Origin of the sequence: Streptomyces sp. NPDC057253 (assembly GCF_042669125.1) — a bacterium.
GTDB lineage: Bacteria > Actinomycetota > Actinomycetes > Streptomycetales > Streptomycetaceae > Streptomyces.
Genome location: NZ_JBHUXV010000010.1, coordinates 25,951 through 48,228, shown reverse-complemented (window position 1 = coordinate 48,228; position 22,278 = coordinate 25,951). Strand labels below are relative to the sequence as shown.

Genomic DNA, 22,278 nt, shown 5'->3' with positions numbered 1-22,278 from the left:
TCCCCTTGAGCGACACCTACTCCAGCTACGCAGACCTCGCCGCGCACCAGACGTTGGGCACCGACTACCTCGTCTCATCGCGGGTCGTACCCGAGGCGCGCGGCGCGCACATAGCCATCCACGGTGGCGGCATCGAGGCGCCGACCACCCAGCTCGCCGACTACTGCGCCGCCACCCAGACCTCGTCCTTCTACTCGTTCCAGGGCATGCTGAGCAGCGGCAACTCGACGCTGCACATCACCAGCACCAGGTTCGACGAGCCCACCATCTTCCAGGTCCTGCGCAACGTCGAGTGGACGGTGTCGTGGCACGGCACCAGCGGCAGCGACCAGACCACGTACCTGGGCGGCCTGGATACAGAACTCGGGGCCGCGATCAAGGACCGCCTCACCGCGGCAGGCTTCACCGTCTCCGCCTCCCCGCAGGAGATCGACGGCAACGACCCGCTCAACATCGCCAACCGCAACTCGCGCGGGCAGGGCGTCCAGCTTGAACTCAGCCGAGGACTGCGGGAGAGCTTCTACGTCGGCGGCAGTCTGACCCTGGCATCCATCGCCGATGCGTCCCGGCGCACCGACCTGTTCTACACCTACGCCTCAGCGGTCATGGCGGCCGTCGCCGAGACCTGGCCCCAGAGCCGTCCGGACGCCGGCTCGACGAACCAGCCTGTCGCCGGCACCGAGACAGTCACCAGCGTCGCCGGCTACCCAGGCGCGGGCTCCGTCCAGATGCGCATGCCCTTCCAACTCGACGCCATGGGTCGGGTCGCCGTCATCACCAACCCCGACAAGATGCTCGTCCAGCGCTCGCGGGCGGTGGTGGCCACCGTGCCCGGCGAGTACGTCGGGGAGCCCGCCTTCGGATCCAACGTCTCCGCCGCACTCTTCAGGCCCAGCGACCCCATCGCGCCGGCCATCCTCGCCGAAGCAGTACGGGACGCCATGGCGCGATGGGAGCCCGGCGCCGTCATCACCGAGATCCGCCCGGTCGTCAACGACGACCAGGAGGGCATCGTGGACGTCGAGGTAGGTGTCGCGCTGACCACCACGCCGGCCGCCGAGGTGGAACAGACGGAAAGCGTACGCATCATGCCCGGCGGGCGCGTGGTCGGCGGCTCCCTATAACACTCCAGGTTTCCCGCCTCATAAACTGATCCACATACGGTGCACGAATTGGGACCCATTCCGCTGTCCCAATTCAGGAGAAACCCACTGTGGCGGATCTTACGTCCAGCTCGCCGGCGATCGACTACACCTCGAAGGACTTCGAGGGTTTCCGGCAGGCCATGCTCGACCACGCCGCCCGTGTCTATCCGGAATGGTCCGGCCGGAACACGGCAGATTTCGGCGTACTGCTGGTCAACCTCTTCGCGTATATGGGCGACATCCTCTCCTACTACGGAGACGCCGCCGCGCGCGAAGCCTTCCTGGAGACCGCCACCCAGCGCTCCTCCGTGCTCGCGCACGCCGCACTCCTCGGCTACACACCGGCTTCTGCGGCCCCGGCCACCGGATCCGTCACCTTCGTCACCGACGCGACCCAGACGACGGATGTCATCATCCCGGCCGGCACACAGGTGACAACCGCGTTCATCGAGAGCCTCGACGCACCGCTCACCTTCGAGACGGACGCAGCCGTCACCGTCCCTGCGGCGGCCGGCAGCGCCACGGTCTCCGTCACCGAGGGGGCGACGGCCGGATCGCAGACCATCACACTCAACGCGGACACGGTCACGGAGACCCTCGTCCTCGTCGACAGCCTCGGCACGTCCGACGGCACCGGCAGCCAGGCGTTCACCCTGCCGTCCGCTCCCGCGCTCGTCGACAGCGTCCGCGTCTTCGTCGGCAGTGATGCGCCTGCCGAGTGGCAGGTCTCCACCGACATCCTGACGGCAGCAGCCACGGACAAGGTCTTCACCCTGACCAGCTCGGACACCGGCACCGTCACGATCACCTTCGGGGACGGAACGCTCGGCGCCATCCCGGACCTGGACGTCCCCATCTACGCCGCCTACCGGGTCGGCGGAGGCGCCCGCGGCAACATCGACGCCAACCAGATCATCGACATCTCCGTAGGCATCGCCGGCATCTACATCGCCAGTTCCTCCGCCATGACAGGCGGCCGGGAAGTCGAGAGCACCGAGTCGATCCGCACCAACGCACCCAAGGCGTTCCGCGCGCAGGACAGAGCCGTGAGTCTGCGCGACTTCGAGGACCTGGCCCTCGCCGTCCCCGGCAACGCGAAGGCCAAGGCTGTCGGCGCCCACTACAGCGCCATCACCATCGCCACCGTCGGCGCGGACAACGCCGTGCCCTCCGACGACCAGCTCACCGCGACGGCCCGCTACGTCCAGGAGCGCACCCTGACCGGGGTGTATGTCGACGTCGTCCCCGGCACGCTCGTCGGCGTCAACATCGGCTCGACCAGCAGCCCCGTGGTCCTCGGCATCTACTCCACCTTCCGGGCCTCCGAAGTCGTCCTGGCCGCGCAGAAGGCACTTCAGGACCTCCTGTCCAGCCAGCGCTCCTCCTTCGGCCAGCGCATCCCGGCATCCAAGCTCTTCGCGCTCCTCGACTCAGTCCCCGGTGTCGAGTACGTGACCATCCCGCTCCTGGCCCGCGCCGACGGACAGCAGAGCGGCGTCCAGGACATCATCTGCCGCGACTGGGAGATCCCCGTGGCCGGCCAGATCTACATCACTTCAGACGGCGGCCAGTAAGGACACCATGAGCAAGGTCTACCCCAACGCGATCCGTACGTTCCCGACCCACCAGGACGGCCGAGACTTCGTTCTGGCCGCCGACGTCAACGAGATCCAGGACGAACTCACCGGCGTCGAGACGGCCTTCGGGACCAAGCCGCAGATCTACACCGACGCGGCAGGCAAGACACATGCCTACAAGGACGTCGCCAGCCGGCTGGACGCCATGCAGCGCTACGACGACCAGGTCGCCACCACCGTGAACCAACTGGTCGACGCCAGCAACACCGGCTGGAACCTCCCCGTCGGCTCCGTCCGCTCCACCGGCAGTTCCATCGCGCCGACTGTCGACCAGCTCGACGTCGACATCACGAAGGACTGGCACCCGGTGACCTGGAACCGGAAGTTCACCGACCTCGGCATCCCCACCAAGTTCTTCCCCTGGCTGAACAGCCCCACCATCACCTGCCCGCGAACCGGCTGGTGGATCATCACCATGCGCCTGATCGCCACCATCCCCACCGGGCCCAACTCCCTGGACCACATGTGCTACGCGCGCATGTACCTGTCCGACCACGACACCGACGTGGCGACGGGGGAGTCCACCAACCCGCGTGGCACCCACGGCTACCACCGAGCCGACCTCACCTACAGCGGGGAATGGTTCCAGGGCGAGCGGCTCCAGCTCCAGATCCGCCACATGGACTCCATGCGGGTCCACAACCGTGCGAGCTACCCCAACCCGGTCGGCAACATCACCGCCTGGGCCTGGTGCGGCATGACCTACATCCGGGCGCTTCCCGGTGACATGACCAGCCGCCCCATCGACGACATCGACCCGGCCCTGCCGTCGGCCTGAACACGGCTCACCCCAGGAGACACACATGGCCGTGTACGGCTACGACTACTACGGCAAGAGCCTGTACGGCGCCGACACGGCAGTCCAGTACAGCGTCGAGCCGGTCACCGCGACGTCCGTCGCCCCCGGCCACATCCAGCTCGCCTGGGGAGCCGCGTCCCAGAACACCTGGAGTGTTCTGCGGATCGTCCGCAACGCCTACGGTGTGCCGGCGCACGGCGATGACGGCACCGTCATTGCCGAGATCCCCCAGAGCGCTCCAGGCCGCACCTGGGACGACCTCGACCTGCCCCAGGCGCGGGTCTTCTACTACGGGATCTTCCTGGGCGTCACTGCCTGGTCGAGCACCGCCACGTACACAGCAGGCGACGTCGTCAGCTACAACGGCGTGAACTACGCCGCCATGGCCAGCAGCACCGGCATCGCACCCGGCAGCGACACCAACTACTGGGAGCCGGCCACCCTCACCGAAGACTGGGTCCGGGCCGGCGCAGCCGCTGGCCTGTCCGTACTCGACGCCGGCTATGCGCTGCGCCTGTACGAGTCGATCCCTCGCGCCTACCGCCTCGACACCACCGAGGTCACCGGCTTCGAGGACGGCGTCACCAACCCCGAGCTGTACAAGTTCCTCTCGATCTTCGGGCACCAACTCGACACCATGGCCACCGAGACCGGCATCCTGCGCGACCTGCGACGGATCGACACGGCTCCGAACAGTGCAATCGAGCACCTGGCGCACCAGTTCGGCGTGTCCACCGAGGTCAGCGACGAGCCGCTCCGCCGCCGCCTGCACACCCGCAAGGCTGTCGACCTGGCCAGGAGCCGGGGCACAGATGCAGGCATCGCCGACCTCATCAACACCCTCACCGGCTGGGACGTCGAGATCGACGACAGCAGCAACCTCATGCTCAACCAAGACCAGGCCGCCTTCGCCAACCCGATCTACCTCGACTGGAACAAGGACCTCACGTACCAGGGTGGCGAGGTCGTCGACCACAACGGCGCCCTCTGGACCGCGGTGAAGTCCGTCAGCACCCAGACGCGAGCCGACACCCTGACCGTGGCCGCAAGTTCGGGCACCGTCACGAAGAACCCATCCGGCGGCACCGCCCAGGGCACCAACGGAACCTTCATCCTGAGCGTCAACCCGAACCTCTCGCTCAGCGGCCCGGTCAACTCCTACGTCACGCTGAACTTCACCATCGCTGCGGACGGCGTCTACGACCTGTCCGTCGCCGCCATCGACGGCACGTCCTACGGCAAGACGAACTACTACATCGACGGCGTGCAGAGCAGCATCGGTACGGTCGACCACTACCTGTCAACGCTCCTGGGCAAGCCGCGCATCTGGTACTCGACCCGCTACCTCGGCCGCTACACCCTGACCGCGGGCACACACACCTTCATGATGAAGGTCGTCAGCAAGAACGCGGCGGCGACGGGATACAACGCCGGACTCAACACCTTCATCGTCACCGGCACCGTCGACCCCTCGCACGGACAGGAACCCGTCGCCGGCAGCGGATGGTGGAGCAAGGTCACCGACGCCACCCGGCTCGACGTCGGCAGTGCACTGACCAACCCCATCACCCTGTCGCCCTCGACGTGGAGCCTGCAAAACCTCACGACCGGCGCCTACCCCGGCGGCCTGAGTGTCGCCGCGGGCCTGACCGCCGTCACCGGGACCAGCACCGACAACAACGCCGGCACCGTCACCAACCAGGGGGCGTCCGCAGCCACCCTAGGCGTGCGCTCGGTCGGTACACCCGTGGCGCCGACCTGGTCGTCGACCACCGTCTACGTCCTCGACAACCTCGTCCGGGACTCCGGCGGTACGGTCTGGCGAGCGCTGGTCAAGAACACGGGAGTACAGCCCGGAACCAATCGCGACGTGTGGGAGGTCGCCGACACCCAGGGAAGCGCTCCGCTCCCGATGCAGACCATGGTGCGCCAGTGGGGTGTCCCGCTCAGCCGGAACCCGCAGTGGAGTCCCCAGGTCGGCTACGCAGCCGGCGACCGCGTGGCCTACAACAACTTCGCGTACACGGCTCGCGTGGACTCCCGGAACAAGCAGCCGGACGGAGACGCGGCAGACAACACCTACTGGGCCTTCGCCGGCTCGGCGCAGCAGAGCTTCACCGTCTCGGCGTACACCAAGCTGCTCGCCGGAACCACCAGCACGGTCGCGCGGCCCTTCGTCGAGTGGTACGACGAGCAGGGCAATCTGGTGATCACGAACTACGACCAGCGCACCGTCGGCCAGGTGTTCTTCCAGCGCTTCAACGAGCCGAACTCCAGCCTCAGCGGAGACCGCAGCTACTCCATCAACAGCTCCTTCTGGCTCACGCCGAGCGCCTGGACGACGAGCGGCACATGGGTCGTCTCCGACGGCATGCTGTCCCCGGTCACGCAGAGCACCACCCCGTACAAGGTGTGGGCCCTGAACACGATCCCGTGGGGCACCCCGATCGGTGACCAGCGCCTCTTCATCACGTTCATGAGCCGGCCGCGGCTCGGCGCGGGCGCAGAACACGGCATCGTCTTCCGCTGCAACAGCGACGCCAGCAGTTTCTGGATGGCCTCGCGCACCCGGCTGACCAAGACGGTCAGCGGCACCATCACGGTCATGGCGACCTGGCCGGAGGTCCCCGACGGCGGACGCATCTACGTCAACCACGTCGGCAGCCTGATCGAGGTCTACCAGTACGTCGGTCCCGGCATCGCGCCGCGCAAGCTGGCCTCGGTCGCACAGGCCACACCCGACGGCGCGTTCTTCGGCCTGCTCGAAAGGAGTCTGTGATGCCGGTCCTGTCTACCCAGCCCATCCAGGCGACCACCTCCACCACGGGCAGCGACCCCGTCGTCCAGTACTCGCTGGTGATCAGCGGCACAGCCACGAGCACCTCAAGCGGCACGGGCGCCATCAACACCCTCATGCCGGCCGGAGGGTTCGCCGACCTCGGCATCGCCAACCCCGCATGCCCGGACCCAGCCATGTCGTGGATCGCCGGCTCGGAGGCCCTGACCGCCGTGACGTCCGCGTGGCAGAGAACCAGCCTCACTGCCACCGCGCCGATCGACTACAACCGCGGCGAGGCAGGCACGCTGTGGAACGGGGCCGCCTACGCGAGCGTGGGCCTGCGCTGGGACAGCCTGCCGGCATCGAGCACGATGGCCTTCGACCGCATCCAGCTCGCCCAGGCTCCGTTCGGCAACCTGCTGGACCGCTCCGCCGCCGTGCACGACGACCACATGTGCTACGAGTCGTACAACGGCACCATCGCCACCCGCACCCAGGAGCGCGCGATGGTCGGCGCCTACTCCGCGAAGTCCACGATCCTCTACATCCCCAGCGGCTCGACCGGCTGGGGACTCGACCCGCACACCGACGCCCTCGCCCCGCTGAAGGCCGGCAGCGGACGGATCACCGCTCGCGTCTCCGTGTCGACGGACGTGTCCCGGAAGTGGCGCGTCTGGGTGCGCTGCTACGACGCCAACTACAACCTGGTCTACGACGGCCTGTCGTCCGCTGCTGACAACACCAGCCGGCCCAACGGCATCTGGTCGACCGCGCAAGTCAGCGTCACCGCCCCGAGCACAGCCCGGTACGCGTGCGTGACGCCCTTCGTGTATTACGGTTCCGGATCTCCCCAGATCGGCTGGTATTTCTACGCCGACGCCCACTTCATCGCATACGAATCCGCAGACCCCGCGTACCAGGTTCCCGACTGGGTGGCGCCGAGAAAGCTGAACATCAAGGTAAAGCCCAGGCGAGTCAACCTCGTCAACAACCCCGGATTCAATTCCGGCACCTCCCGCTGGGGATTCTTCGGTCCTTCAGGGGTAACCAACACATTCACCTGGGACAGTGCCACCGGGCGGACCAAGACCGGGTCGGTGAAGTTCCAGAGCCCGGCAGGCGGGACTCCGGGTTCCCAGGTGGGCATCGCCGCGCTCGGCGGCATCAACCCTGGCACCAAGGGCGGAGACCTGCTGCATACCGGTGTCCCACACACGATCTCGGCCTGGGTGAACGTCCCCGCCGGCTACCCGCCGGTCAGCGCCGCCGTCTGGAATCCACTCGCCGCGGCCTACCAGTTCGGGCCCAACTCGGACTGGATCAAGGCCAACCGGCCCGATCTCGTGGACGGGAACTGGGTCCGCGTCTACAACACCTGGACCCCGCCGGCCACCAGCACTCGGCAGGTCTACGGGGGCGTCATGGTGCCCAAGGCCACGTACCAGGCGAGCACCAACGGCGTCCTCTTCTGGATGGATGACGTCCTGCTGGAAGAGAGTGCGGAACTGGGCGATTTCTTTGACGGATCCGACCCTTCCGCAGATTACCTGTGGCAGGGAACGAACGATGCCTCGAAGAGCCTGTATTTCCCCGGAAGGGCGCGGCACGCGCAACGCCTCACGGAAATTCTCCAGGACAATGTGCCGTGGGGGACAACGTTCAATCTCGACTTCTCGTAAGAATTTCGGAGTGTCAATGGACAAAGTAAGCCTTGTCAATGTGCTGGTCGGTGCCGTCCTTCCGCTACTGGTTGCTTTCGTTTCCAAGGAGAGCTGGGCCGGCTGGGTCAAGGGCACCATCCTCGCCGCGCTGTCTGCGGTCGGCGGCCTGGGCACCGAATACGTGGCCGGCCCCGCCAACTTCAACCTGACCATCGCCGGCTGGTCCGCAGCCTCGGCCTTCGTCTTCGGTGTCGCCGCGCACTACGGCGTCTACAAGGACACGACCCTCCAGGAGCTGCTCGCCAAGGCGCTCTACAAGGCTCCGGTCCCGGCGGACGCCGAGGGCTGATCGAGTACGGCCGTCCACGAGCCCGTCCCGGATTCCGGGGCGGGCTCACTTGTTAGTCAACTTGTGCCACAAGTTGAAGCACTTGTACGTTAAGATGTTCCACAAGTCTTTGATCTTCCGGCGCGTCCGTCCGGACGGCGTGACGTGCCCGTACAAGGAGCACATTTGGCCACCATCCACATCGCAGTCGCCGGCTACGGCCCCGTTGACAAGGGCACCGTCACCGAACTGTTCGACGACTGGCTCGGCATCGACAGCAAGGGCCGCCCGACCAACGACGACGAAGTGCAGCTCGTCCTCCCCGCTGCTGCCGACCACGTCACCCCCGCCGTCAAGGCCGTCTACAACTGGTCCGGCGAGGTCGACCCCGAGGTGCCCTACACCGCGGTCGTCGCCCAGAGCCTCGACAAGGCGTCCAAGGTGATCCGTGACAACGCCGAGAGCGCGGTCCCCGCGCGGGACGAGGAGGTCTACACCGTCCTCGGCAGCACCCTCGCTGAGCGAGACGGCGACCGCTACCTCGTGGTCGCGGGCGACGAAGGCGACGACGAACTGCGCGACCTGGTCGAGTACGCCCACGGCGAGGACATCACGGTCCTGGACCTGCGCGATGCGCTGAAGCAGATCACCCCGCCAGAGCCCGAGGCTGAAGCCGACGAGATCGCGGGGGAGGGTGAGGAGCCGGCCGACGACGGGGACGCCACCGAGGAGGAGCCCGAGGCCGACGAGGAGCCCTGCACGGGCGGAACCCAGACCCTCGTACCGCTCCCCGAGCAGCCGCCGGCCGACGAGCCGGAGGAGACGCTGGAGGAGGAGGTGGCCGCGGCACACCGCGACGTCGTCCACATCGAGCGCTACCAGCAGCCCAACGGGGACGTCGTCGAGGTCCTGGAGGCCGTCGTCCGGCACCTGCGCCTGGTCGACGAGTCCAACGCCGCCGCCAACCTCGCCGAGGTCCGCTACCGCCCAATCACCTCCCTGGCCATGAAGGGTCTGGAGAAGGTCAAGGCCAGCGCCGTCCGGGCAGCCGAACCGGTCCTGACCGAAGCGGTGGAGGAGCCGGCGAAGCGGGCCACCGGCAAGGTCCGCAAGGAGTGGCTCAACCCGAAGACCAACGAGTGGGAGCCCCTGCGCGGCCGACCCCGCAAGGACGTCGAGATCCGCGAAGTCGCGGCCTGACAAGGCCATCCAGCGGGGCGGTTCCGGCCGCCCCGCTTCCCCTTGCCCCACCGCCATCGAGGTGACCACATGAGCCACGACGACTTCCCGACAGGGACCCTCCAGGGCTGGGCCAATGCGCCCGTGAGCATCCCCCGCGAGATCGCCGCCGACACCAGCATCTCCTGCGGAGCGCGCGGCCTGTACGCCTACCTGCTGACCCGCGAGGAGGGGGCCACCATGACGCCCGCGGCCCTTGCCCAGGAGCTGCCCGACAGCCTGCCGAAGATCAACGGCTGGTGGATCGAGCTGCGCTCTGCCGGCCTGATCACTGCTGCGGGTGGCCGGTGACCGACGCGCAGCAGGAGGACACGCTGCAAGCCCACGAGCTGTGGGTCAAGGCACCGCACGTCTTCATCTTCGACACCAGCATCTCCGAGCAGGCGCGCATCCTGGGACTCGCGCTCGCCAAGTACGCCGGCCGTAACGGCTGTGCCTTCCCCAAGCAGAAGACGCTGGCCGAAGCCCTGTGCTGGTCTCTGCGCACCGTCAACCGTCGCATCGCCGAGCTTCGTGAGAGCGGCTGGCTGCGCGTCGAGCGGCGCTGGGCGGGTGGCCCGTGCAACTACTACCTGGCAGACCCGGAGGGGAAGGCGGGTCACGCCAAAACTGACGCAGGGGTCACGCCAAAACTGGCGCAACAAGAAGGAGATTCAAAGAATCTCCTTCCTTCGGAAGGGCCGCACGCTCCGCGAACGGCGCCGCGCAGGGTCTCCCGACGGGCCGAGGAGCGGCAGCGGGCGGCTGAGGAGGACCAGTACGACCCGGCCAAGGCCATGGGCCTGTGGGACGACGAGAAGCCTGCTCAGGACAGCTCGGAGGGCTCGCGGGGCGGCTGGGGTGCCGGTCGGGGGGATCGAGCCTCCAGCGGCCGTCGGCCGGGTCCTGACACCGGTCCTGGGCTGGCCCGGCACTGGCGCGACACCGTCGGCGCGCAGCCGTGGGCGTTCGGCCTGGAGTCCAACGTGAAGGCGCTCGCCAGCCACTTCGTGAAGTTGAAGCAGGCCGGCTTCACCCCGGACGAGCTGCGGGCCATGTCGGAGCTGTACGCCACCACGGAGGGCCTGCGGAACCCGCGTGCCCTCCCGTGGCAGGACTTCATAGGCAAGCGTGCGCTGCTCATCGACGCGGTGCGCAAGGACCGTGAGGCGCGGGCCGCGAACGAGCGCCCGGACGAGGTCTACCAGGGCTGGGACAAGCCTGCGGAGGACCAGCCGGCGACCGAATGGACGTGGTGAGTAACAACTTGTGCTTCAAGTTGAGTAACAAATTGTGGTTCAATGAGGTCCTCAACCGACCGCAAGGAGGAGGACCGTGCAGACCGCCGAGCAGACCAGGGATGAGAGCCTGGTCTGGCGCACCGCCCGCATCCCGGTGAAGCACTGGGGGCACGGAGTCGACGCCATCGACCAGATGCACCCCGACGTCCAGGCCACCATCGAGCGCTTCATCGCCACCTGGCGCCAGCGCTACATCCCGCTGGACGCGACGATGGCGCAACTCCCCGAGGACCGCAGCCTCGTCGGCAAGGGCCTGCTGCTCTTCGGCAACGCCGGCACCGGCAAGACCACCACGGCGTCCGCCATCCTCACCACCATCCGGCGCGCATACGGCGCCGTCGTCTTCTTCGTCCCGTTCGCGGACTACGTCCAGGCCCTGATCGACCACCGCAACATGCGGGACCTCTACCAGGCCACCGGAGACGAGTTCGCCCGCGAGAAGTTCCTGGCACTCCAGAAGCTCCTGGACAAGGTGCTGACCTGCCCCCTGGTCGTCCTCGACGACATGGGCAAGGAGCACCACACCAGCTCGGGCTTCGCGGCCGACGTCTTCGACGCGCTCATCCGCGGTCGGCACCGCAACGGCCGGCCCACCATCCTGACCAGCAACAACAAGCCAGGCGACTGGGACAAGGTCTACAACGCGTCGATGCAGTCCTTCCTCACCGAGGCGTGCGAGGTCGTCGCGATGGCAGGAAGGGACCACCGCCGTGGCTAACACATGCGGCGGTGCCCACCTGTACGAGCACAGCTTCGAACTGCCGGCGTGGCTGCCCCGCCACCAGATCCGCCGCATCGAGCGCTCCGGACTCGCGGTGATCCTCGCGCAGATGCGCATCGACGGTGTCGAGCCCGACTGGTCCACCTTCCGGCTCCACGTCGAGTGGCCCCGGCGCACCGGCAAGACGGTTCTGATCAACACCATCGTCAAGGCCCTGAAGGGGGGTTGCGAGTGACCGCGGTCCTGTCGCACGAGCACAAGCTCCTGTGCAAGGTCATCGCCACCGGGGACATCACCACGGTCCTCAACGCCAAGATCAAGCCGAGACACATAACCAACGGCGACATCCGGCGTGTATTCGAGGACATGATCGCCTACAACGCCGAGTACGGCATGGCGCCCACCCTCGACGCCGTCAAGGCCGATCACCCCACGTTCGAGGTCGCCCAGGTCGACGAGCCGATCGACTACCTCATCGACCGGATCCGCGACCGGCGCCGCACCGCTCTGACCGAGCGCGGCCTCAACGCGGCCGTCGAGGCGCTGGTCTCCCAGGGCGACACCGACCACGCCCTCGACATCGTCCGCGCCCTGATCAGCAAGGTCGCCGAAGACACCCCGATCGGGAACGACTTCAACTGGGCGCGCACGGTCGACGACCGCCTCGCCACCTACCGCTCCTACGCCGAGCGGGAGGAAGGGGAGTTGATCGGCCTTCCCACCGGCTTCCCCTCGCTCGACCGGCTCACCCTCGGCCTCCAGGCCGGCCAGATGGTCACCCTCACGGGCCTGGAGAAGTCGAACAAGACCACGACCCTTCTGGCCATCACACGCGCCATGCACTCCGTCGGCGCCCGCCCCCTGCTCTTCTCCTTCGAGATGAGCGCCATGGAGATCTCCGAGCGCCTGGACGCCTTCCTGGCCGGCATCAGCCAGCGCAAGCTCCGAGCCGGCGAACTCAACGAACTGGAGTGGAAGCGCCTGGAGAAGGCCATGCGGAAGCTGGAGGGGATGGGCGACTACATCATCGCCGAGGACCCTTCCGCCCGGATGACCCTCGACAACGTCCAAGCCAAGATCGACGAGTACCAGCCGGACTCGGTGATCATCGACGGCGCGTACTTCTTCGTGGACTCCGTCTCCGGCGAGCAGCAGACCCCGCTTGCCATGACCAACATCAGCCGCGGCATCAAGCGCATGGCCGCCCGCAACGGGCTCCCGTTCGTCGTCACCACGCAGGCCCTGCGCTCCAAGCTCGGCTCCAACGGCCTCAACTCGGGCTCCATGGGTTACACCTCGGCCTTCGCCCAGGACGCCACCCTCGCGCTCGGCGTCGAGCAGACCGACGACCCCATGTTCTACAAGCTCAAGGTCCTGGCCGGCAGAAACGTGCCCAAGGACGAGTGGTTCGTGAAGCTCGACTGGGAGTCCGGCTCCCTGATCGAGCAGCAGGGCGACCCCTTCGGCGAGGAGGCGAACGACGATGTCCCGGCGTACGCGGGCTGGTAACGAGGACCTCTTCGACGCGCCCATCCCCGGCGACGTCATCTCGGCGCTCGGGAAGCTGGGCATCGAGATCGTGGGGGAGGACTCGGAGAACTGGCGGATCCCCTGCCCCGCACACGTGAGGCGGAAGGGAAAGGAAGACCGGAACCCTTCCTGCTACGTGCACAAGGACACCGGAGTCTTCCTCTGCTTCTCCTGCGACTTCCGGGGCCCCTTCGTCCGGCTCGCTGAGGAGATCCGCGGTCAGGGCGAGGACGACGCCGTCCAGTGGGTGAGCGACCAGGGCGTCATCGACCGCGCGGTGCGCCTCCTCGCCGGCGAGACCTTCGCCAAGAAGAGAGAGACAGAAGAGGTCACCGAGTCGCACCTGGCGCTGTTCACCGAGCCGCCGGCCAAGGCCCTCGCCTCCAAGGGCATCACCGCCGAGGCCGCACTGCGCTTCGAGATCCTCTGGGACCCGAAGCGGAAGTACTGGATCTTCCCCGTCCGGGACGAGCGCGGGAAACTTCTGGGCTGGCAGGAGAAGGGGAAGGGACACTTCCTCAACTACCCGGAAGGCATGCAGAAGGGCGACTCGCTCTTCGGCCTCCAGGCCCTCGACGGTGAGGAAGGCGTGCTCGTTGAGTCGCCCATCGACACTGCGGTCCTGTGGACGGCCGGCATCGCGGGCGGGCTCGCGAGCTACGGCGCCATCCTCACGCCCAAGCAGTTCCACATCCTCGGCGGGCGCCTCAGCCGGCTGGTCGCCGCCCACGACAACGACCACGACGGCAAGCGCGAGCGGCGCAAGGTTTTCGACCACTTCCACGGCACCGGCCTGATCGTCCGCTACTTCGACTACGGCGACCTGACCGTGAAGGACCCCGGCGAGATGACGCCCGAGCAGAACCGGGCCGCCTACGAGGGTGCCTACCACCCGATGATGCGTCGCCTGTCCGCCTTCGGGAGGCGCTGATGTTCGTGGGACTCCTGCACCCCTACCAGGCCGACGACGTCGACCGCATCGTCGACCGCGGCTCCATGCTCGCCGCCTACGGCATGGGCACCGGCAAGACCGTGATGGCCATCGCCGCCGCCGAGATGCTCATGGACAACGACAGGCACATCACCTGCATGGTCGTCGTGCCAGCCGCCCTGAAGTGGCAGTGGGCCGAGCGCATCGCCCAGTTCACCGACGTCGACACCAAGCACCGCAAGGTGGGCAAGGCCCACATCGTCGTGCCGGCCGACCACCACTGCACGGTCATCGACGGGACCCCGCAGCAGAAGAGGAAGCAGTTCGACTACATCCAGCAGCACCAGCCGGACTACGTCGTCACCGCCTACGAGAACCTCGTCCACGACTGGACCGACGTACGGAAGATCAAGCCGGGCATCGTCGTCGCCGACGAGGCTTCCCTGATCAAGACGTTCAACGCCGAGCGGACCCGGAAGATCAAGCGCATCAAGGCCGACCACCGCATCGGCCTGACCGGAACGGTCATGGACAACGGCAACCCGGAAGAACTGTTCTCGGTCTTCCAGTGGGTCGACCCGGAAGTACTGGGGCCCTGGGAGTACTTCGACCCCGCCTTCATCGTCCGCAGCAAGGGGAAGGGCAGGACAGGCTTCCCCGTGGCGTACAAGAACCTTCCCCTTCTCCACCAGAAGGTCTCCGTCGCGATGGTCCGCAAGACCCGCGAGGATCCCGAGGTGGCGAAGTACATGCCGAAGGTCGAGCGCAGCAGCGTCCTCGTCGACCTCGACCCGGCCACCGCGAAGGTCTACCGCCGCATCGCCAAGGACACCCTGTTCGAGGTGTCCAAGGCGGCCGGCCATGGCTCCGGCAGCATCGACCTGGCCGCGCTCTACTCGGGCAAGGCCAAGCCCACCGAGGACACCGCCCAGGGCCGCGTGATGGGCCGGCTCCTGGCCCTTCACATGTTGGTCAACCACCCCAGACTCATCAGGGACTCGGCGGAGCGCTACCTGGCCGGCAAGGGTGGCAGCAAGTACTGCCTGACCCTCGCGGAGTCCGGGGTCCTCGACGGGCTGGACCACTCGCCCAAGCTGGAGGAACTGACCCGTCTGCTGCGCAAGGAACTGATGCGGGACTCGGACCTGAAGATCGTGGTCTTCTCGTTTTTCAAGGGCATGCTCAAGCTCATCGGCGAGGCCATGCCGCAGTACCGCTCGGTGATGTTCACCGGAGACCACAACGCGCTCAAGAAGGCAGAAGCCAAGGCGCTCTTCTCCTACGAGAAGGATGTGCGTCTCTTCCTGGCTTCCGGTGCTGGCGGCTACGGGCTCGACCTTCCGGAGGCCCGCGTGCTCATCAACTACGACCAGCGCGACTCAGCCGGCGCCCAGGACCAGCAGGACACCCGGCACGTGCGCGCCTCCAGCCAGCACGACACCGTCCAGGTGATCGACTTCATGGCGGCCGGCACAGTGGAGGAGCGGCGCAACCAGCGTCGGCAGTTCAAGAACCGCACCACCTCGGCCATCCTCGACGGCCGCGGCGCCGATGCCGACGGAATGGTCGTCAACGACGTGGAGACGCTCCGGGAGAACCTGGAGCGCTCGCTTCGTCAGCTCTCGCCGGCTGCCTGAGCTTCCAGAGCAGCCCGAGCCCGTTGGTACCACTCGGCCGGTACCAGGGCAGCGACCTCTTTGCCGTGCCTGGTGATGACCGTGATCTGGTCATCCTGCACCGCAGCGTCGATGTGGTCCCGCAGCTTGTCGCGCGCCTGCTGCACGCCAACGGTCTCGATCTTCCCCATGTCGGTAGCGTACCGGCCTGGCAGTTCTGTAAGGTCTGGAAGGTCTGAAATGCTTTCAGCTCCAGACGCCACGTACCCACACACGAAAAGACGGCTCTGGGCGCGCACCCAGAGCCGTCGGAGATAGGAGCCTGTGACTCCCATGAAGAACCCTATCCGGCACCGGCCGAAGCCGGGGGCCACCAAGCAGGACCGCGTCCCCGGCGAGCGCTTCACCGTCTACTTCGTCATGACGATGACCGTCGCCGCCATCCTCCTGGCGTTCCTCTTCGACTTCGGCAACGTCTGGGCGCTCGCGGCCCGGCTCGGCGTCCCCGAGCACGTCCAGGCCCTCGTCGCCCCGGCCGTCAGCCTCTCCTATCTCGGGCTCATGGTCGGCCAGCAGTACCTCGGACTGCGTGGCTGGAGCGATGCCGAACTCCGCCGACCGCGGATCTGGCTCGGCCTCATGGGCGTCATGACCTACGGCCTCAACTGCGCCGACGCCTTCATGCGCCACGCCTACGGCGAGGGCCTCTTCGACGCCGTGATGCCCACCCTCCTGCTGATCTGGGGCGAGATCGGGCCCTGGCTCATGCGCCAGGTCCACTTCGCCCGCACCGAGTACGCCGACTCCCAGACTGCGCCGCAGCAGGTCGTTGAGGACGGCCGCGTGGATGACCTGGAGCGCACCGTCGAGGAGCTGCTCGCGGAGTTCATGGCGAAGGACGTTGAGCAGGGGGCGGGCAAGAAGGGTGGCCGGAGGGAGTCCAAGCTGCGGCCCACGGCGCGCGAGTTCATCAAGCAGTGGCTGGCCTCCGGCAAGACGTACGACGACCACCCCGCAGCCGCGTGGCACAAGGCCCTGGTCGCCGAGATGGGGCAGGACAAGGCTCCGACCGTCGTCCGCTGCCGGCAGATCATGCGTGACGAGTTCCCGGTGATCGAGGCGGAGTGGAAGGCTGCCAAGACCGACAAGGGCAGCGTGGACGAGCGGATCGGTGAGATGGAGAAGGCGCTGACCGCCTGATCCTCGCCGCAGAGCCCCGGTGGACGCATGAGCCGCCGGGGCTCAGTGCTGCCTCCTGGCTTGTTGCTCAACTTGTTCTTCAACTTGAGCAACAAGGGTGTTAGTCTGTGATCAGTCGCCAGGGCGAGCCCCCGATCTGCGGCGGTCCGCGTTACCGCGCAGTCAGCCGCCCTGGCGACGACTGTTCCCTACTCGTACTTGAGGAGCACGGCGTGGATTTCTCTGACGCCCCGGCAGGGTCGGTACTGACCGCGAACACGCCGGAATCCGCATTCGAACGCAAGGCTGCTCAGTGGTTCCTGATCAAGGGCCGCGTCGACACCCAGACGACCCTGCTGAACAAGCTGCGCGACGACATGTCCGACGACCTGCGCGCAATCGGTGTGAAGGACGAGAAGGGCAGCTACATCATCGAGTTGCCGCGCCCTCTCCGCGTCGGCGACAAGCAGTACAAGGGCCTGAAGCTGGAGCGCTACACCAGCGAGGGGCTCGACGAGGACGAGGCTGAGACCATCGCCCGCGACCTCGACACCCAGGCCGCCGAGAAGGGCGACGACGCCGTCATCTACGACCGGCTCTTCCCCCTGGTCCGGCAGTTCGACCCCCAGGAGGCATACGTCCTCTACCAGGAAGGACTCCTCTCGGAAGAGGACCTGGAGCGGATCTTCCCGGAGAAGGAAGGCTTCCGGTTCGTGCGGGTGGCTGCATGAGGGACTGGGACAGCGAGTTCGCCAGCATCGCCGGCGAGACGCCCGCGACACAGTTCTACCCCGGCTCCACCCGACGCATCTCGCGCCGGCCGGTGCGCACGCAGATCGACCCCCGGTCCGCAGAGCACGCCCGCCACGACGACACCGACGGATGGGACGCCAAACCGCAGGTCCGCCCCTACAAGGGCGGCTACAGGGAGTTCTTCGGCATCGGACACCTGGCCAAGGCGCTGCGACGAGACGCCGTGACCCTGCGCAAGTGGGAGAACAGCGGGGTCATCCCCAAGGCCACCTACCTCATCAAGGGCAAGACCGCCAACGGCGACCGCCGCCTGTACACCCGCGAGCAGATCGAGGCAATCGTCCAAATCGCGGCGCAGGAGGGCCTGTTCGACGGCGATCCAAGAGGCATCCGCATCACGGACACCAACTTCACCGAGCGGGTGAAGGAAGCGTTCGAGGCGCTCAAGAGCAAGGAGGCGGCGGCGTGAAGCCGGTCCTGGAGTACGAGAAGACGGTCACCGAGCGCTACAACCTCGGCTCCTACGAGCACATCGAGGTGACCGCCCGGGTCAAGTCCACCGATCCGCGCGTCCTGGACGACGCGATCGACGAACTGCTCGCGCGCGAGCGGCAGATGGCGGCCGAACTCACCACCGAAGAGAACAGCTTCGCGCACGTCCACCCCGCCACCGACAACGAGGACTGATCTATGGCCCGAGGCAATCTCGACGACATCTTCGAGGAAGACGCAGCACCCGCCGCCCGACGTGCCGGCCGCAGCCGGCGAGGCTCGATCGACGAGGACGACGCCCCCAGCACCCGCCGCGGTCGAAAGGCTCAGGACCGCGACGTGTTCGACGAGGACGACGAAACCCCTCGCAAGGGCCGGGAGCGCACCAACTCGGCCCGGAAGCAAGGAGCCTCCGCCGGCTGGGGCGCCTTCGACGAGGTCGCCGGCAGCGGCGGCCAGGACTTCGAGGCCAGGAACGAGATGCGACTGGAGATCACCAAGGATCCCCAGCTCATCCGGCTCCTCCAGCCCGAGCCCTTCGACTCCTACGAGTACCACTACGTCCGGGAGATCACCTCCGGCAAGCGGTCCTTCCGTGGGCTCGCGCCGAAGGAGGACTGCCCGCTCTGCGACGACCTCGACCACTACGGCCGCAAGGTCGCCACCTTCAACGTGGCGCTGTGGGACGAGGACGACAAGAAGTGGGTCCACAAGGTCTGGGAGGTCGGCATCCGCGCCGCTCGCACCCTCCAGGCCATCGCCAAGGACCCCAAGAAGGTCGGCAGGGACCACGTCGGCGACCTCACCTCGCCCCAGCTCTACGTCGCGGTCCACAAGACCGGCAAGGGCACCAAGACCGAGTACCACGTCGAGGCGGTCAAGGCCCGTGACGTCGACTCGGACTGGGACGCCGACGAGCTGACCGACGCCGACTACGAGCGCCTGGACAAGGACCTCTACTCGGATGCCTGGGAGCGCCACTGCACCCGCGCTGAGCTGGAGGCCGCCGTGCAGAAGGTCCTCAACGGCGTGGACGAAGACGACGAGGACGACTAGACCACCAGACCGGCCGCTCCCCACCTGTACCCCTCTCCTCCGGGTGGGGAGCGGCCACCCCGCTCCTGAAGGACACGCATGCCGATCCTCGGCCTGTGCGCGGGATTCGGCGGCCTAGAAATCGCAGTTGAGGAACTCACCGGCGAGCGCGTCGCCTACGTGGCAGAGATCGACCGCTACGCCGCCCAAATCCTCGCGCACCACCACCCAGACCTCCCCAACCTCGGGGACATCACCTCCATCGACTGGACCGAACTCGTCGGCCAGGTCGACATCGTCTGCGCGGGCTTCCCGTGCCAGGACATCTCCAACGCAGGGCACAGGAAGGGAATCGATGGCGAGAAGTCGGGCGTCTGGCGAAACGTCGCCGAAGCCATTCGCGTACTTCGACCCCGCCTCGTCTTCCTGGAGAACGTCTCAGCCATCGCTCGACGAGGACTCGACCGAGTACTCGGGGACCTGGCCGCGATCGGGTACGACGCGCGATGGATGTGCTTTCGAGCTTCCGAAGTTGGAGCAGCCCACCATCGCGACCGATGGTTCTGCGTCGCCTTCCCTTCTGCCGACGCCCCTGGCGCGGGACTGGAAAGCCGGCACCGGGAGCCGGCACGGGAAGATGAGCCGCCCGCTGAGCGAGGTCGCCTTGCTCTTGCCGGCGGAGCCCCTTCCGATGGCGATGCTGCCGACTCCGAGGGCCAGCGACGGCCCGAAGGGAGCGCCCAACCAGCGGGACAGCAGCGGACGCTATACGCACTTGCCGGCGGCCGTAGTGCATCTGCTGCCGACACCGACCGCGTCCGACGGCATGGGCGGAGCGGGACACGCCCCCGGCTCGACTGGGGCGATGAACCTGCGCACCCTCGTCACTCACCTTCCGAATGGTGGGGAGAGTACGCGCCGGCAATCCACCGATGGGAGTCCGTCATCGGAGTCCCGGCGCCGTACCCGACCGAGATTGGGCCCCGAGGCGGACGCCGCCTGACCGCGGTCTTCGCCGAGTGGCTCATGGGCATCCCCGGCCGAGTCACCACCATCCCCGGCCTCAGCCGCTCCCAACAACTCCACAAGGTCGGCAACGGCGTCGTTCCCCACCAGGCATACGCCGCCTACCGCCTGATCCTCATCGAGCTTCTGCTCACCGAACGACTCCAACTCGCAGCCTGACACGGAAGGAACACGAGAGTGCGCGACGTCATCCTCACGATGGCCGACCTCGAAGATGTCGTCGCGCACTTCGAGCAGTTCGACGAGTTCGTCATCGACATCGAGACCGTCGGCGAACACCGAGGCGTCCCGGTCGCCAACGAGATCCTGTGGATAGCGCTCGCCACGCACGGCCGCGCGGTCGTCATCCCGATGGGTCACCCCAACGGCGACCGCCTGATATCCAAGGCGACCTGGCGCAAGAACAAGCAGACGGGAGAGCGGGAGACCGTCCCCGCGGTGTGGAGCGCCCCGCCCAAGCAGCTCCGACCCTCGCAGGTCTTCAAGGCCCTCGAACCCCTGATCTTCTCCAGCCGGCGAAAGGTCGCCCACTCCGCGACCTTCGACCTCGGCAGCCTCGCGAAGTACTACCAGGGCAGGATCCCGCCCAAGCCCTACGGCTGCACCCTCGTCGGCTCCTGGCTTCTCGACGAGAACCGCCTCAACGGCCTCAAGAACCTCGTCGAGAAGCGCTACAAGCACAAGTACGACACCGAGAACGTCGGCAAGGAAGTCGAGAAGCACGCCTTCACCACGGTCGCCCGCTACGCCTACCTCGACGCCAAGTACACCTGGCTGCTGTGGCGCGCGATGTGCGGCGACCTGGTCGAACAGGACCTTTCCCGCATCATGTCGCTCGAACTCGCCGTCACCGAGGTCCTGCTCGACATGCACCCCACGGGCGCCTGTGTCGACGAGGACCGGCTGCTGGAGCTGGAGCACGAACTCGTCATCAAGCTGGAGGAAATCAAGACCAGGCTCTTCCGGGCCGCCGGGAAGGTCTTCAACGTCGGCTCCCCCCAGCAGCGCCAGGACATCCTCTTTCTGCCCAAGACCAAGGGCGGCCAGGGCCTCAAGCCCATCAAACTCACCGACGGCGGCAAGGCCAAGAAGCGCAACCGCGAGAAGATCGGGTTCCGCGACTGGTCCACGGACGCCGAAACGCTGGAGGCGTACCCGGAGAACGAGGTCTGCCGGATCCTCCTGGAGTACGCCGAGGTCGACAAGCTGCTGTCGACGTACGTCTACGGCTACCTCGGCAAGGCCAGTCAGCCCAAGCGCATCTTCAACGGCCGCATCCACCCCATCTTCAAGCAGTACGGCGCCCGCACCGGCCGATTCTCCTGCTCGGCCCCGAACCTTCAGAACGTGCCCAGACCCGGCACGGAGTTGGGCACCAAGGTCCGCAGCCTGTTCGTCGCCCCCAAGGGCTACAAGCTCCTGGTCGCCGACTGGGGACAGATCGAGCTGCGGGTCCTCGCGCACTACCTCGGCCGCGGCGCCTTGTACGAGGGCTTCCTGGCCGGCGTGGACGCCCACACAGCCACCGCGGCCCTCGTCTTCGGTGTCGCCTGGGACGAAGTCACCAAGGCCATGCGCCAGGTCGCCAAGGGCCTGAACTTCGCCATCGTGTACATGGCCGGCCCGGAGACCGTGGCAGCCATGGCCGGCATCACGGTGCGCGAGGCAGAGCGCATCATGGCCATCCACGAGGAGCAGTTCCCCGAGATCTACGCCTTCCGCCGCTCGGTCATCGAAACCGTCCGCAAGCGCAAGACGCGTGACCTCACCACGCTCCTCGGACGCAAGCGCCGGCTGCCGGAGATCGTCTCCAGCCAGGGCTGGCTGCGCGCCAAGGGCGAGCGCCGGGCGGTCAACAGCCTCATCCAGGGATCCTCGGCCGACCTGATCAAGCTCGCCATGGTCCGGCTGTACAAGGCCATCAAGGAAAGCGGCCACGACGACATCAAGCTCTCCCTCACCGTGCACGACGAACTCGTCGTCATCTGCCCGGACGACCTGGTCGACGTCGGCTCCAAGATCCTCCAGGAAGCCATGATCGGCGAGGGAATCCAGCACCTCATCAACGTCCCACTCACCGCCGACGTGGTCGTCTGCGACCGCTGGTCCGAAGCCAAGGATTAAGCA

At 67.1% G+C, this 22,278-nt stretch carries 22 protein-coding genes; 21 read left to right on the top strand and 1 reads right to left on the bottom strand.

Going from position 1 to position 22,278, the window contains the following annotated elements; all coding sequences use genetic code 11:
• Window positions 1-5 precede the first annotated feature (5 nt).
• From ACFULQ_RS07735 to ACFULQ_RS07670, 14 genes are all read left to right on the top strand, one after another.
• Entirely contained in the window at window positions 6-1,124 is a 1,119-nt protein-coding gene (locus tag ACFULQ_RS07735; RefSeq protein WP_383539603.1) for a poly-gamma-glutamate hydrolase family protein, read from the top strand.
• Window positions 1,125-1,213: 89 nt separating this feature from the next.
• Complete coding sequence (locus ACFULQ_RS07730; protein ID WP_383539600.1) at window positions 1,214-2,719, top strand: baseplate J/gp47 family protein; 1,506 nt, start codon at window positions 1,214-1,216, stop codon at window positions 2,717-2,719.
• Between the two features lie 7 nt (window positions 2,720-2,726).
• A complete protein-coding gene (locus tag ACFULQ_RS07725; protein WP_383539597.1) occupies window positions 2,727-3,560 on the top strand; it encodes a hypothetical protein in 834 nt (277 codons plus the stop codon).
• A 25-nt stretch (window positions 3,561-3,585) separates the two neighbouring features.
• Window positions 3,586-6,360: a carbohydrate-binding protein gene (locus ACFULQ_RS07720; protein ID WP_383539594.1), complete on the top strand. Its 2,775-nt coding sequence runs from the start codon at window positions 3,586-3,588 to the stop codon at window positions 6,358-6,360.
• The gene (locus ACFULQ_RS07715; protein WP_383539592.1) at window positions 6,360-8,039 is read left to right on the top strand and encodes a hypothetical protein; all 1,680 of its coding nucleotides are present in this window, start codon (window positions 6,360-6,362) and stop codon (window positions 8,037-8,039) included. The genes ACFULQ_RS07720 and ACFULQ_RS07715 overlap by 1 nt, the downstream gene beginning before the upstream one ends.
• 16 nt (window positions 8,040-8,055) lie before the next feature.
• Window positions 8,056-8,370 (top strand): hypothetical protein, encoded by a 315-nt coding sequence (locus ACFULQ_RS07710; protein ID WP_383539590.1) that lies wholly within the window; start codon window positions 8,056-8,058, stop codon window positions 8,368-8,370.
• A 165-nt stretch (window positions 8,371-8,535) separates the two neighbouring features.
• On the top strand, window positions 8,536-9,549 hold the full coding sequence (locus ACFULQ_RS07705; RefSeq protein WP_383539587.1) for a hypothetical protein: 1,014 nt from the start codon (window positions 8,536-8,538) through the stop codon (window positions 9,547-9,549).
• Window positions 9,550-9,618: 69 nt separating this feature from the next.
• Entirely contained in the window at window positions 9,619-9,879 is a 261-nt protein-coding gene (locus ACFULQ_RS07700) for a hypothetical protein (RefSeq protein ID WP_383539584.1), read from the top strand.
• A complete protein-coding gene (locus ACFULQ_RS07695) occupies window positions 9,876-10,826 on the top strand; it encodes a helix-turn-helix domain-containing protein (protein ID WP_383539582.1) in 951 nt (316 codons plus the stop codon). Before ACFULQ_RS07700 ends, ACFULQ_RS07695 begins: the two co-directional genes overlap by 4 nt.
• Window positions 10,827-10,902: 76 nt before the next feature.
• The gene (locus ACFULQ_RS07690) at window positions 10,903-11,586 is read left to right on the top strand and encodes an ATP-binding protein (protein ID WP_383539578.1); all 684 of its coding nucleotides are present in this window, start codon (window positions 10,903-10,905) and stop codon (window positions 11,584-11,586) included.
• Window positions 11,579-11,824, top strand: a complete 246-nt coding sequence (locus ACFULQ_RS07685; RefSeq protein ID WP_383539576.1) for a hypothetical protein — start codon at window positions 11,579-11,581, stop codon at window positions 11,822-11,824. The genes ACFULQ_RS07690 and ACFULQ_RS07685 overlap by 8 nt, the downstream gene beginning before the upstream one ends.
• Window positions 11,821-13,098 (top strand): DnaB-like helicase C-terminal domain-containing protein, encoded by a 1,278-nt coding sequence (locus ACFULQ_RS07680; protein WP_383539573.1) that lies wholly within the window; start codon window positions 11,821-11,823, stop codon window positions 13,096-13,098. Before ACFULQ_RS07685 ends, ACFULQ_RS07680 begins: the two co-directional genes overlap by 4 nt.
• Complete coding sequence (locus ACFULQ_RS07675; RefSeq protein ID WP_383539571.1) at window positions 13,073-14,050, top strand: toprim domain-containing protein; 978 nt, start codon at window positions 13,073-13,075, stop codon at window positions 14,048-14,050. The genes ACFULQ_RS07680 and ACFULQ_RS07675 overlap by 26 nt, the downstream gene beginning before the upstream one ends.
• Window positions 14,050-15,687 (top strand): DEAD/DEAH box helicase, encoded by a 1,638-nt coding sequence (locus ACFULQ_RS07670; protein WP_383539568.1) that lies wholly within the window; start codon window positions 14,050-14,052, stop codon window positions 15,685-15,687. Before ACFULQ_RS07675 ends, ACFULQ_RS07670 begins: the two co-directional genes overlap by 1 nt.
• Here the strand turns inward: ACFULQ_RS07670 and ACFULQ_RS07665 are convergent.
• Window positions 15,666-15,857: a type II toxin-antitoxin system Phd/YefM family antitoxin gene (locus ACFULQ_RS07665; protein ID WP_383539565.1), complete on the bottom strand. Its 192-nt coding sequence runs from the start codon at window positions 15,855-15,857 to the stop codon at window positions 15,666-15,668. The two genes, ACFULQ_RS07670 and ACFULQ_RS07665, sit on opposite strands and share 22 nt — an antisense overlap.
• Window positions 15,858-15,999: 142 nt before the next feature.
• On the opposite strand from ACFULQ_RS07665, the gene ACFULQ_RS07660 reads away from it, so the two are divergent.
• From ACFULQ_RS07660 to ACFULQ_RS07630, 7 genes are all read left to right on the top strand, one after another.
• Window positions 16,000-16,866 (top strand): hypothetical protein, encoded by an 867-nt coding sequence (locus tag ACFULQ_RS07660; RefSeq protein WP_383539563.1) that lies wholly within the window; start codon window positions 16,000-16,002, stop codon window positions 16,864-16,866.
• A 212-nt stretch (window positions 16,867-17,078) separates the two neighbouring features.
• Window positions 17,079-17,576 carry a hypothetical protein gene (locus tag ACFULQ_RS07655; RefSeq protein WP_383539561.1) on the top strand — a complete coding sequence of 166 codons (498 nt, stop codon included), beginning with the start codon at window positions 17,079-17,081 and terminating at the stop codon, window positions 17,574-17,576.
• Window positions 17,573-18,067, top strand: a complete 495-nt coding sequence (locus ACFULQ_RS07650) for a hypothetical protein (protein WP_383539558.1) — start codon at window positions 17,573-17,575, stop codon at window positions 18,065-18,067. The genes ACFULQ_RS07655 and ACFULQ_RS07650 overlap by 4 nt, the downstream gene beginning before the upstream one ends.
• Window positions 18,064-18,285: a hypothetical protein gene (locus tag ACFULQ_RS07645; protein WP_383539555.1), complete on the top strand. Its 222-nt coding sequence runs from the start codon at window positions 18,064-18,066 to the stop codon at window positions 18,283-18,285. The genes ACFULQ_RS07650 and ACFULQ_RS07645 overlap by 4 nt, the downstream gene beginning before the upstream one ends.
• A gap of 3 nt (window positions 18,286-18,288) precedes the next feature.
• A complete protein-coding gene (locus tag ACFULQ_RS07640; protein ID WP_383539552.1) occupies window positions 18,289-19,146 on the top strand; it encodes a hypothetical protein in 858 nt (285 codons plus the stop codon).
• A 78-nt stretch (window positions 19,147-19,224) separates the two neighbouring features.
• Entirely contained in the window at window positions 19,225-20,310 is a 1,086-nt protein-coding gene (locus tag ACFULQ_RS07635; RefSeq protein ID WP_383539550.1) for a DNA cytosine methyltransferase, read from the top strand.
• An 18-nt stretch (window positions 20,311-20,328) separates the two neighbouring features.
• Window positions 20,329-22,275, top strand: coding sequence for a DNA polymerase (locus ACFULQ_RS07630; protein ID WP_383539547.1), 1,947 nt, complete (start codon window positions 20,329-20,331; stop codon window positions 22,273-22,275).
• Window positions 22,276-22,278: the final 3 nt, after the last annotated feature.